We start from the raw sequence: 11,881 nt of genomic DNA on the forward strand, positions 1-11,881 counted from the left end.
TAACTAAAATAATCATGAGGATATACATTTAATTCCTCATGATTATTTTTTAAGTAACACTTTTCTAATTATAATAAATTTTATGCTTCTTTTAAGAATGCCACATATCCTTTTTTCGCCTCATATACGTCAACTTTACTTGTTATTTCCCAAGGTGCATGCATATTCAATACAGCAACACCGCTATCAATAACCTCCATACCGTATTGAGCCAATATGTAGGCGATTGTACCACCGCCACCTTGGTCTACTTTTCCAAGCTCAGCAGTCTGGAATACTACACCATTATTTTCCATAATCGAACGAATCTGACCAACATACTCTGCATTAGCATCATTAGAGCCGGACTTACCTCTTGCTCCGGTATATTTATTAAATACAATTCCTTTACCAAAGAATGCAGAGTTTCTCTTGTCAAATGCAGATGCAAATAATGGATCAAATGCTGCACTTACGTCTGAAGAAAGCATTTTACTGTCAGCAAGACATCTTCTCAATTTAAGATCTGAATACTCTTCAACTGCTGCCATAATCTCTGCAATTGTGTTTTCAAAGAAACGAGAATGCATACCCGTTGCACCAACACTTCCAATTTCCTCTTTATCAACCAATACACAGCAGGTAGTCTTCTCCACTTGTTCTACCTCTAACATTGCAACAAGAGAAGTATACGCACATACTCTGTCATCCTGACCATATGCCATTATCATACTGGAATCAATTCCTGATTCTCTTGCCTTACCAGCTGGAACAACTTCCAATTCAGCAGATACAAAGTCCGCTTCTTCCATTTGATATTTCTCTTTCAACAATTTAAGTATATTTGCTTTAACAGAGTCTTTTTCCTCTCCTTTTAAAGGCTTGCTTCCAAATAAGATGTCCATTGCTTCGCCTTCAATTACTTTATTTGCTTTCTTATCTAACTGATCTCCGGCAAGATGTACAAGAAGGTCTGTTATGCAAAGAACAGGATCTGTTTCCTCTTCCCCAATCACAACATTCACAGCCGTACCATCTTTTTTTACAACAACTCCATGAATTGCCAATGGAATTGTAACCCATTGGTATTTTTTAATTCCACCATAATAATGTGTATCTAAATATGCAAAACCTTCTTCTTCATATAAAGGATTTTGTTTAATATCCAGTCTAGGAGAATCGATATGTGCACCTAAAATGTTCATTCCTTCTTCCATTGGCTTTGTACCAATATTTACACAGATAATTGATTTATTCATTCCTACGGCATACACTTTATCCCCTGCTTTTAAGGCCTTCTTCTGACTTAAAATTTCTTTTAAGTCAACATAACCTGCTTCCTTTGCAATTCGAACTGATTCATTTACACATTCTCTTTCTGTCTTTCCCTTATCCAAGAAATCTCTATAACTCTTATTCAAGCTTTCCAATTCTTTTAATTCTGCTTCATTATAACGATTCCATCCAATAGTTCCAAGTTCCATTTGTCATTCTCCCTTCACTTTTCTTTCTTCATTAATGAACCTAGCATGGTTAAAGCCCCACCAATAAAAATACACCAATCTGACAAGTTAAAAATCACTCGATTCCAAGGCTTCTTTTGAATAATAAAATAATCTACTACATATCCTCTCTTAATCCTATCATACAAATTACTCAATGCCCCTCCTGTAATGACAGACAGCCCCAGCTTATATATCCGGTGGCTGTCTTTAACAAAACTTTGTCCCAATAAGGTTAGCACACCACCAAATGCAATGCAAGAAGTAATTAATACTCCCTGCGGATTTTCCTGTTTCCAGTTGAAAACAGCACCTCTATTATGATGCTTTGTGAGAAGCACGGTTCCGTTTAAAATCTCTTCTCTTTTCCCTTCTTCTTTTTCTTTTTCAATGTATTGCTTAATCTTTTCATCACCGATAAAAATTCCTGCAATTGCAAGTAAACATTTCATTATGACACCTCCCATTCCTCTTTTCGTTTTTGAAACGCTTTCGCCTGCTCATAATTTCCCAGCTTCTCGTAGCAAAATGCAAGCCTCTCTAATGCCCAATCTCCTCCACAATGAATATTTAATATACTAGAAGATTCATAAGCTGCATTATAATACCATAAAACGGCTTCTAAATAGTCTTCTTCCGATACATAAAATTCACCTAATTCATAACATATTTCAGAAGAGGGATTACTTGCTACTTCTTTTAATGTATTTTTAAAAAACTCTTTTTCCCGACCTAATAACCGATATGCTCTTGCTAGCACGCAGGCAGCTTCTTTTACCTCATCTAACGAACGGCTCTCGTCTATCATTGTTTTTTCAAAAATAGGTATAGCAGAAACAAAATCTTCATATTCTCCAGCAATAAATAATTCCTTTGCATACATTGTATGAAGCTTTTTCGAAATTCGCAGTCCTTTCCGCTCCATTTTAAAAAAAATAGAAAAATCCCTTCCGGCATGACTGTCAAGCGGTTTATGCTCAATTCGAATATCACTGTCATAAATAATCGGCTCTAACCGCACTGCCTCATGAAGAGGCTCTTCCCATATAAAAGTTCGAAGCCGTTTATAAAGCTTTGGTCTATATTCTTCATCAAAATTGTAAGTTGTTCCATATTCTAATTGATTGCAATAAAGCATTTGAACAATTTCAATCTCAGGAAGCAAAATCTCCTTTAACTGTATAAAACGTTCTCTATTCTTATCATCAATGACTTCGTCTGCATCTGCAACATAAATATAATCCATTGTCGCTTTCGAAAAGGAATAATTCCTTGCAGCAGAAAAATCATCACTCCACTCATAATCATATACTTTATCTGTATATAAGTGGGCAATCTCTTTCGTTTTATCCGTCGAACCGGTGTCTACAATAATGATTTCATCCATAATGTCAGAAAGGCTGTCTAAACATCGTTTCAAAACCTTCTCTTCGTTTTTCACAATCATACATAAACTGATTGTAATCATTTGTTTTCTCCTTATTTGAACATTTTTTCGTGACAATATTGTAAAATATCTTTCCTTGTTACAATACCTATAAATACATTATCATCATCGATAACAGGAACGAAGTTCTGCTTCATAGCCGTAGTAATTAAATCAGTTATATCTGCATTAATGCTAACCGGTTCATTGATTGTTCTTCGTTTCATATCTTTCACACGCATATGTTCAATATCATTAAGACTCATCTCTCGTTGTTCTAAAAACATCCATAGAAAGTCCCCTTCTGTAGCCGTTCCTATATATTTTCCCTCCGCATTAATAATAGGTATTGCTGTATATCCATAATGTTTCATTTTCTCCAAAGCCTGCCGGATGTAACATGTGTCGTCAATATATGCTACCTCACTTTTTGGAGTTAGAAAAAATAGTATGTTCATGACTTTTACTCCTTGTGTTCTTTTTCTAAATTATCAAAAAATATAACTTGCTTCCCAAAATTTAGATTTTCTCAACATCTTTATTTTAATCCATTCTAACTTAATTGACAACAATCTAAATATTAAAATTAATGTACATAAAATTAAATTTTTTCTTTTTCTTAATAAGTTCGACAAACAGAACAAAGTGAACAAGTCCACCTCAACTCCCTGTATCCCTCACTTATGAGGGACTTGCTCCACTTTGCGTGCCAGATGCGTGTTGCATGCTTTTTGCAACAATACTCCTTTCGCATCTGTGCACATCCTCGCGGAGCGTTTTTGCTTTATAGGAGACAAAGTTTTCTATAAAGCAAAAAAGGCTTCAGAATTTATTTCTGAAGCCTTCCACTTTTAATGCGGATGAAGGGACTCGAACCCCCACGGTCTCCCACTAGATCCTAAGTCTAGCGCGTCTGCCAGTTCCGCCACATCCGCATAAAAAAATGAGACATCGGGGATTCGAACCCCGGACAACTTGATTAAAAGTCAAGTGCTCTACCGACTGAGCTAATATCCCATAAACTGGGCTAGCTGGATTCGAACCAGCGAATGCAGGAGTCAAAGTCCTGTGCCTTACCGCTTGGCGATAGCCCAATAAAAAGTTTTATATTTAGACATAAATATAAAGGTGGATAGAGGGACTCGAACCCTCGGCCTCCAGAGCCACAATCTGGCGCGCTAGCCAACTGCGCCATACCCACCATGTTTTTCACCTAAAGATGCTTAAAACATATTTATCAACTTTACTTTTGACAAGTAAAAACGTGCCAGAAGGGATTCGAACCCCCGACACACGGCTTAGAAGGCCGTTGCTCTATCCAACTGAGCTACTAGCACGTATTTCGTCAATCAGCAAATGCTGTTGGCGAAGCGGGTGATGGGAATCGAACCCACGTATCTAGCTTGGAAGGCTAGTGTTCTACCATTGAACTACACCCGCACAATATGAAATTGTAAGTCGGGGTGACAGGATTCGAACCTGCGACCTCTTGATCCCAAATCAAGCGCTCTAGCCAAGCTGAGCCACACCCCGTTATTAACGGTTTTTTGTTTTGCGTTTATGTTTTTGTTTTTTTCTTTATCGCCTCAACGCAAGATATATTATATGCGATGAAGAACTAAATGTCAACACTTTTTTGAAACTTTTTTTGATTTTTTTTTACAAGACGTGCAAACCCTTGATTTTACTGGGTTTTTTAAATGATTTTTTTTTGATTTTTTTTCGTTTTTTCTAGTTTTTTTTCCAAATTTGAAAATTTTTTTTGATTTTTTTCTTTTATTTTTTTCTTTCGGAGAGTTCATTTCAATCTAAAGTTTATTGCCAAAAAATTTGTCCACTTTTTTGTTTTATATTTTTTTTATATTTTTTATTTTTATTTTATTTCTTGAATAAACAAAGTGGAGCGTTTTTACTTTATAGGAGACGAACTTTCCTATAAAGTAAAAAACTGTCATAAACGGAGCTCTTTAACAAAAAATATTTTCATCAAAAAACTTCCGTTTATAACAGCCTGGTTATTTTACTTTAAATAATTCAATGTAAAGTGAGCAACGCCTGTCCGGTCTAAATCCATAATCATATACGTTGGTATATGCCCTTCTTGTCTGGGTTTCGAAATACTTCCCGGATTTAAAGCTATAATATCGTCGTCATTCTCAATCAAGGGCATATGCGTATGTCCAAACATAACAATATCTGCACCTTTTTCTTTTGCCCATTCTTTAATCATATCTGTCCCGCAATATACCTGTTGCCGATGTCCATGTGTCAATAAGACACGATATGAACCTATCGTTATCATCTTTTCCCGCTCAATATCTGTAAAGTAATCATTATTGCCGGATACGAGCTCATAAGGCCATTCTGCAACCGCTTCAATGTAATCCTCACTGCCCTCCAAATCTCCCAAATGAATCAGCATATCAATTGGTGACACCTGTTCAAGCACTCTGTCTAAATTTGTATTTTTTCCATGCGAATCGCTTACAATCAAAACTTTCATTTATTATAGACCTCTTTTCTCTTCCAAACGTTCTCGCATTTTTCTCAGTGCTTTTCCTCTATGACTAATTTCATTTTTCTGCTCTAGTGTTAGTTGGGCTATCGTACAACCAAACTCTGGTAAATAAAAAATCGGATCATATCCAAAGCCATTCTCTCCTTTTTCCTCATACCCAATCCTTCCTTCAATAGTTCCTTCCGTAGTAATAACCTCTCCATTTGGAAACACACACGCTATCACAGAAACGAATCGTGCTGTTCGCTGCTCATCTTTAGCCTCTCTTAACAAATGCATAATGTGATGATTCTTAACTGTATACGGCGTATTTTCTCCCATATAACGAGCAGAATACACCCCTGGCGCTTTATCGAGATAATCTACCTCCAATCCGGAATCATCCGCCATAACCATTTCATTTGTTGCCTCCATGATTGTCTTCGCCTTAATAATTGCATTTTCTTCAAATGTAGTTCCATTTTCTTCGATCTCAATATCTAAATGCAAATCATTTAATGATACAATATCATATCCAAGATCACCCAAAATCATCCTGATTTCTTTCATCTTGCCTTCATTTCCAGTTGCAAATATTAATCGCCTATTCTCCATAATTCATTCCTTTCTTTGTAGTTTCCAATTGCTCACAAGCTTTCATAATACCATTATAAATGCCTGTCGCTGTTTTTTTTCTATTTTTTTCATATTTTAAAAACTTCATGTCCGTCGAATTACTCATAAAACCTACTTCAATTAAAGCAACCGGCACCTTAGAATTTGCTACAATATAAATATCGTTTCCATTCACCGTTCCTCTATTTTTTGTTTTTACTATTTTTATCAACTCGTCCAAACATAACTTTGCAAGCTTGTCTGACTTCAATGCTAAATTCTTTTGATGCTTTGTCGAATATAATACTTCACTGCCCTTTGCACTTGTATAATCACTAGAATTGCAATGGACACTAATAAATAAATCTGCTTTCAAATCATTTGCAAGATCAAGACGTGGATTCAGATAAACCTTTTCATCTGAAAGCCTTGTGTAATAGACTTTAATGTTCTTTTCTTTATCCAAAAGTTCTTTTAAATAAAGTACAATGCTTAAATTAATATCTTTTTCATAATATTCCATATCATCTGTATATGTACCAATATCGTTACCACCATGCCCAGCGTCAACAACTATTATCTTATCATACACACTTCGAGGTTCTTGCAACGTAATATACACATTTTCTTCATCTTCATATACCTGCTGGATATAAATATTATTCAGTTTTATATCTACAACCGCAGTATATAAAAAAGTATCCGGGTCATATTCATAGGAAATAAGAACATCCTCAAAGGCTTCCTCTAACGTTCCCTCACAAGATAAACTTTTCTTTGTAATCCACTTTTCTTCCAATCCTACCATACGAACCCGAACTTGACGTGTCATATATAAATCTTCCCAGGCAATCTTTAATGTATCTTCGGAAGGCTTTGCAAGTTTAATATAAGAATGACCTACTATCTTATCTACATCTGCAGACTCAATTTTTCTTATTTGGTTTTTTTCTTCTAATTGCTTTTCCTGCCGTTTTAACTCTTCCGTTGAAACAGACTCTAAAGACTTACGATATAAATTGGAATCTTCACTTACTTCAGCAAGAGACTCATTTGCATATATTGTTATATTATTATATTGTGTTAAAACAACGGAAAATAAAACTACCATTAACATAGCTGACATGCTTTTCATTGCTAACACTTTTAATGTCTTTTCATCCATCTGCCAAATGACCTCCTACAACTGCAAAAATTATACTACATCTTTCTCATTTTCGCAATATTTTCGTAAAATAACCATTATTTCTGTGTTTTTTTCGGAGGTTTCGGTCCCATGTACTGATAAAAGTAGGTCTTCATCATACCGTTATAAATTTTACGATTTTTATCTGCTTTTCTTCCAATATAACGCTGAGCATCTTCAAAACCAGTAATTATAAAATAAGACCAAGTATCTAATTTCCCAAATGTTTCCCCAATTTCCTTATAAAGTGTTGGCATCGCCGCTTTTTCATCGATACGCTCTCCATAAGGTGGATTTGTAATAATAAAACCATATTTTTTAGGATTACTCAAATCCTGCATTGGTCTTTGTTGGAAATGAATATGAGAGTCCACACCTGCAAGTTTGGCGTTCTCTCTCGCCGCTCTGACCATACTTCCATCAATATCATAGCCCTGTATATTCATCTCAACATCTTCACGTATATTGTCATTTGCTTCCGTAATTGCTTCATACCATGCCTTCTTCGCCACCAAATGAGTCCAGCCTTCACTTATAAAATCACGATTCATTCCAGGAGCTATATTCGCACCAATCATAGCTGCTTCTATTGGAATAGTCCCACACCCACAGAATGGATCAACTAAAATTCTATCCTCTCTCCAAGGTGTCAACATAATTAATGCAGCCGCCAAAGTTTCTGTAATCGGAGCTTTACTCGTCAGTAAACGATATCCTCTTTTGTGTAAAGAATCACCTGAAGTATCGATTCCAACTGTAACCTCATCCTTCATGATAGTCACTCGAATTGGAAATGACTCTCCTGTTTCATCAAACCATGTTTTATTATATTTTTCCTTTAAACGTTCTACTATTGCCTTTTTCATAATAGACTGTATATCAGAAGGACTAAATAATTTACTTTTTATAGATGTCGCCTTTGCAACCCAAAACTTTCCATCGACCGGAATATAATTTTCCCATGGAAGTGCTTTTGTAGCTTCAAACAACTCATCAAATGTTGTAGCTTTAAATTTTCCTATCTTTAACAAAACTCGCTCTGTAGTACGCAAAAATATATTTGCACGACAAATAGTATTTTCATCGCCTAAAAATGTTACTTTTCCATCCTCAACAGAACTTATTTCATATCCTAAATCTTTTATTTCTCTTTTTAATACAGCTTCCAGTCCGAAATGACATGGCGCTATAAATTCCATTTGACTCATGTATTTTCTCCTTTTCGTTCTCATCATTTTCATTATGACCGATTTCTTAAATATCGTCAACGAATATTTTACTATCATCCATAGATATTCACTCACCATCCATAAAATTTTTACTTCCATCCATCAACAATTTACTTCTGGCACCATGAATCCCACCATATAATGTCTTAACATTTATTCCCTCTTTTTCTAGCTGACGCGCTGCAAGCAGACTTATATTTCCCCTCTCACAATATAAAATAATATTTTTATATCCATTCAGCCTTCTAATTTTTTGTTCAAGTGCCTCATAAGGAATGTTAATCGCTCCTAATATATGTTCTTTTTCAAAGACTTCTTTTTTCCTCAAATCTATAATTAAAGTCCCATTCTTCCCCATATATCCAATCATTTCATTTGGAGATATTGTTTCGAATGCCATAAAATCACCTTTTTCTATTATTCTATTCTTGTTTTTTTCACTATGTGCACTTTTGTATCTAATTTGTAAAAAAGACATTACCCTATAACAAAAAATGTTATAAAATAATGTCTTTTTCTACTCTTATAGAACCATTTCTTTAATTTTTATACTTCTAAATAATTAGTTTTTAGAAGTGTTCTGGGATGAGTTTTTTGAACTATTCTGGGATGAATTCTTGGAAGAATTCTGATAATCATTTTGAGATGAATTCTTAGAAGAATTGCTGCTATAGTTTTGGCTTCCTGTTGTGTTACTTGTTTTGTTTTGATATTCATTATTAGAATTTTTAGCCATAATAATTTTCCTCCTTAAAAGTCTTATTTAAGCTACAAAATTATTATGTACTTTTTCTCCCTTTTTATACTTTAAAAATAATCTTTTTTCTTTCTAAAACTTTTCTAGTAATTTTTTTGTATTTTTACTTGCATTTCTAATACAAATGTATTATAATCGGTCTTGTGTCTGTAGCTCACCCCTTAAGGGCTATGACACGACCCCTTATTAATTATTTATACTCCCCTCATAGAAAATACCACTAGATAACTAGTGGCATTTTCTCTTTTTTTATATATTTTATTTTTCACAATATATACATCTTGATTACTGCTGAAATAAACTTATAATAAGTCGTACAATAAAAATAATTGCTAAAATCGGTAATACTACCGTAACTAATAAATTAATACTAATTGCAGCAATGGCAAAAACAACAACTAATACTAAACATACAATAACAATAGCAATAAGCTTTTGATACCACTTCATAGAATCCCAACTGTAATATTTTGTGTAGCTGTTCCCTTTTGATGAACCAGATTGAGAAGAATCTCTCTCATTACTTCCATGATCATAAACTTCTTCGTCATATCCATTTCCTGAATAATATCCAGTATATCCCGACGATCCTTGTGAGGCTGTATAAGCATCTATAATAGTTCTTGCTATTAAGCGTGGGTCACCCAGTTCATTAAGCTTATCTTTTTCATTCCCCGAACTAATATACTCTTCATAGTATCTTATATTAGATTCAATTTCATAATCAGGTATTTCTCCAGCAAGATGTTGCCTTAATGTCACTAAAAAATCTTGTTTATTCATCTAATTCTCCATTTACAATCAAGTCTGATTAACCGTTTTATTTCTTTTGGTTTCCCTACATCATAACCTTTCTGCAATTTCAACTTACATTTACTATATTGATGTATCTACATTTTCGCCACACATATATATACACTAATAAACTCTTCATTTTCAAAAGTAAGTGGCACTTTCAATGCCTGTACATCTGCCTGTAACGATAAGCGATTACCCAGCATCGACAACGGTGGCGTAATGTCAATCAATATTCCCATATTTGAAAATAATGTAGCTGTATTACCCATAATCATATTTGATAATTCACCTAACGCAGATCTTGACAATTCATCTAATTCTGCAACTTCCATTCCACCCATCATACGGCTGGCAATTTCTTTTGCATGATCAGCAGTCATTGCAAGAAGAACCTGACCTTTCATCTCACCAGTTACTCCGACCTGAATTAAAAAAGTTGTATTCTCAAACTTTAACGAGCTGACTTCAGGAGTCCCAATGCCCAGCCTCATCTGCACCATACTTTCAAAAATAGAAAGGCCAGATTGCAAAAACGGATTAACATATTTTACATCAACTCCTTGCTTCATACATCTACCTCTCTTTCTTAGTCTGCACTTTTTACTTTATAAAATTCATGTTATAAATTATTATATACTTTTTCAAATTAAAGTCAATAAATTCAATTTGCTAATTTCTAAAAGAACAAAGTGGACAAGTCCACCTCAACTCCCTGTATCCCTCACTTATGAGGAACTTGCTCCACTTTGCGTGCCAGATGCATGTTGCATGCTTTTTGCAACAATACTCCTTTCGCATCTGTGCACATCCTCGCGGAGCGTTTTTGCTTTATAGGAGACGAAGTTTCCTATAAAGCAATAAAAGCACCTAGTAAACTAGATGCTTTACCGTGCGTAAGAGGATTCGAACCCCCGACACCTTGGTCCGTAGCCAAGTGCTCTATCCAGCTGAGCTATACGCACATATTATTTTTTTCAATGCCGGCGACCGGAATCGAACCGGTACGGGAGTATAAGTCCCGCAGGATTTTAAGTCCTGTGCGTCTGCCAGTTCCGCCACGCCGGCATTAATGGGACCAACAGGGCTCGAACCTGTGACCCCCTGCTTGTAAGGCAGGTGCTCTCCCAGCTGAGCTATGATCCCATGGGATATAAAATTAAAATAGAATATGTATCATTCTAAACGACCCAGATGGGACTCGAACCCACGACCTCCGCCGTGACAGGGCGGCGCTCTAACCAACTGAGCCACTAGGCCATATTCTTTTAATAACAGCCGACGATCGGACTCGAACCGATAACCTGCTGATTACAAATCAGCTGCTCTGCCAATTGAGCCACGTCGGCAAAGAACTCTTTCGCTCTTCTGAACTACAAAGTCCTTTCAAATGGACCTTCGGGGACTCGAACCCAGGACCGATCGGTTATGAGCCGATTGCTCTAACCAACTGAGCTAAAGGTCCATACACAAAGTAGTTGATTCTAAATGACTCCAAGGGGATTTGAACCCCTGTTACCGCCGTGAAAGGGCGGTGTCTTAACCGCTTGACCATGGAGCCTCGATAAATATTTTAACACATTCAGTTAAACTTGTCAACCTTTTTTTAACTCCCCGAGTAGGGCTCGAACCTACAACCCCACGGTTAACAGCCGTGTGCTCTACCATTGAGCTATCGAGGAATATTATGCCTCGCATAATTACTCGAAGGCTAAACTAATTGATACCTTCAAAACTACACACTGAATTCCATCCTTCTTTTACCTGGTCTTGCAACCTCTTTCCTTGGTCAAGCCCTCGACCGATTAGTAACAGTCAGCTCCACATGTTACCATGCTTCCACCTCTGCCCTATCAACCTGATCGTCTCTCAGGGGTCTTACTAGCTTACGCTAT

12 protein-coding genes, 15 tRNA genes and 1 rRNA gene are annotated in these 11,881 nt (G+C 35.8%); all 28 read right to left on the reverse strand.

From position 1 onward, the window contains the following. Positions 1–80 precede the first annotated feature (80 nt). Entirely contained in the window at positions 81–1,463 is a 1,383-nt protein-coding gene (locus FYJ58_RS02535) for an aminopeptidase (protein WP_154516783.1), read from the reverse strand. Positions 1,464–1,477: 14 nt separating this feature from the next. After that, positions 1,478–1,933, reverse strand: a complete 456-nt coding sequence (locus FYJ58_RS02540; protein WP_205839132.1) for a signal peptidase II — start codon at positions 1,931–1,933, stop codon at positions 1,478–1,480. Next, positions 1,933–2,949: a tetratricopeptide repeat-containing glycosyltransferase family 2 protein gene (locus FYJ58_RS02545; protein ID WP_154516789.1), complete on the reverse strand. Its 1,017-nt coding sequence runs from the start codon at positions 2,947–2,949 to the stop codon at positions 1,933–1,935. Before FYJ58_RS02545 ends, FYJ58_RS02540 begins: the two co-directional genes overlap by 1 nt. A gap of 11 nt (positions 2,950–2,960) precedes the next feature. After that, positions 2,961–3,365 carry a CBS domain-containing protein gene (locus tag FYJ58_RS02550; RefSeq protein ID WP_154516792.1) on the reverse strand — a complete coding sequence of 135 codons (405 nt, stop codon included), beginning with the start codon at positions 3,363–3,365 and terminating at the stop codon, positions 2,961–2,963. Between the two features lie 397 nt (positions 3,366–3,762). Then, positions 3,763–3,842: transfer RNA gene (locus tag FYJ58_RS02555), tRNA-Leu, on the reverse strand. 9 nt (positions 3,843–3,851) lie between these two features. Further along, positions 3,852–3,924, reverse strand: a tRNA-Lys gene (locus FYJ58_RS02560). 5 nt (positions 3,925–3,929) lie between these two features. After that, positions 3,930–4,001 (reverse strand) — tRNA-Gln (locus FYJ58_RS02565). A 33-nt stretch (positions 4,002–4,034) separates the two neighbouring features. Further along, positions 4,035–4,108 (reverse strand) — tRNA-His (locus tag FYJ58_RS02570). 62 nt (positions 4,109–4,170) lie between these two features. Next, positions 4,171–4,244, reverse strand: a tRNA-Arg gene (locus FYJ58_RS02575). A gap of 32 nt (positions 4,245–4,276) precedes the next feature. After that, positions 4,277–4,347 (reverse strand) — tRNA-Gly (locus FYJ58_RS02580). Between the two features lie 18 nt (positions 4,348–4,365). Beyond that, a tRNA-Pro gene (locus FYJ58_RS02585) sits at positions 4,366–4,440 on the reverse strand. Positions 4,441–4,927: 487 nt separating this feature from the next. Continuing rightward, positions 4,928–5,410 carry a metallophosphoesterase gene (locus tag FYJ58_RS02590; RefSeq protein WP_154516795.1) on the reverse strand — a complete coding sequence of 161 codons (483 nt, stop codon included), beginning with the start codon at positions 5,408–5,410 and terminating at the stop codon, positions 4,928–4,930. A gap of 3 nt (positions 5,411–5,413) precedes the next feature. Beyond that, positions 5,414–6,019: an XTP/dITP diphosphatase gene (locus tag FYJ58_RS02595; protein WP_154516798.1), complete on the reverse strand. Its 606-nt coding sequence runs from the start codon at positions 6,017–6,019 to the stop codon at positions 5,414–5,416. Then, on the reverse strand, positions 6,009–7,184 hold the full coding sequence (locus tag FYJ58_RS02600; protein ID WP_154516801.1) for an N-acetylmuramoyl-L-alanine amidase family protein: 1,176 nt from the start codon (positions 7,182–7,184) through the stop codon (positions 6,009–6,011). Before FYJ58_RS02600 ends, FYJ58_RS02595 begins: the two co-directional genes overlap by 11 nt. 77 nt (positions 7,185–7,261) lie before the next feature. Further along, positions 7,262–8,413, reverse strand: coding sequence for a THUMP domain-containing class I SAM-dependent RNA methyltransferase (locus FYJ58_RS02605; protein ID WP_154516803.1), 1,152 nt, complete (start codon positions 8,411–8,413; stop codon positions 7,262–7,264). Positions 8,414–8,501: 88 nt separating this feature from the next. Beyond that, positions 8,502–8,834 carry a rhodanese-like domain-containing protein gene (locus FYJ58_RS02610; RefSeq protein ID WP_205839133.1) on the reverse strand — a complete coding sequence of 111 codons (333 nt, stop codon included), beginning with the start codon at positions 8,832–8,834 and terminating at the stop codon, positions 8,502–8,504. A 162-nt stretch (positions 8,835–8,996) separates the two neighbouring features. Then, positions 8,997–9,170 (reverse strand): hypothetical protein, encoded by a 174-nt coding sequence (locus FYJ58_RS14690; RefSeq protein ID WP_205839134.1) that lies wholly within the window; start codon positions 9,168–9,170, stop codon positions 8,997–8,999. 306 nt (positions 9,171–9,476) lie between these two features. Then, positions 9,477–9,974, reverse strand: coding sequence for a DUF1700 domain-containing protein (locus tag FYJ58_RS02615; protein WP_154516809.1), 498 nt, complete (start codon positions 9,972–9,974; stop codon positions 9,477–9,479). 107 nt (positions 9,975–10,081) lie between these two features. Continuing rightward, complete coding sequence (locus FYJ58_RS02620) at positions 10,082–10,558, reverse strand: chemotaxis protein CheX (protein WP_154516812.1); 477 nt, start codon at positions 10,556–10,558, stop codon at positions 10,082–10,084. A 319-nt stretch (positions 10,559–10,877) separates the two neighbouring features. Beyond that, a tRNA-Arg gene (locus FYJ58_RS02625) sits at positions 10,878–10,951 on the reverse strand. 16 nt (positions 10,952–10,967) lie between these two features. Further along, positions 10,968–11,054, reverse strand: a tRNA-Leu gene (locus FYJ58_RS02630). A gap of 5 nt (positions 11,055–11,059) precedes the next feature. After that, a tRNA-Val gene (locus tag FYJ58_RS02635) sits at positions 11,060–11,132 on the reverse strand. Between the two features lie 40 nt (positions 11,133–11,172). Then, positions 11,173–11,246, reverse strand: a tRNA-Asp gene (locus FYJ58_RS02640). Positions 11,247–11,262: 16 nt separating this feature from the next. Then, positions 11,263–11,335: transfer RNA gene (locus tag FYJ58_RS02645), tRNA-Thr, on the reverse strand. A gap of 42 nt (positions 11,336–11,377) precedes the next feature. After that, a tRNA-Ile gene (locus tag FYJ58_RS02650) sits at positions 11,378–11,451 on the reverse strand. Between the two features lie 24 nt (positions 11,452–11,475). Next, positions 11,476–11,547: transfer RNA gene (locus FYJ58_RS02655), tRNA-Glu, on the reverse strand. Between the two features lie 49 nt (positions 11,548–11,596). Beyond that, positions 11,597–11,668, reverse strand: a tRNA-Asn gene (locus tag FYJ58_RS02660). 103 nt (positions 11,669–11,771) lie between these two features. Continuing rightward, positions 11,772–11,881: ribosomal RNA gene (locus tag FYJ58_RS02665) — 23S ribosomal RNA — on the reverse strand; the annotation flags it as partial.

This window comes from Velocimicrobium porci (genome assembly GCF_009696045.1).
GTDB classification, from domain to species: domain Bacteria; phylum Bacillota; class Clostridia; order Lachnospirales; family Lachnospiraceae; genus Velocimicrobium; species Velocimicrobium porci.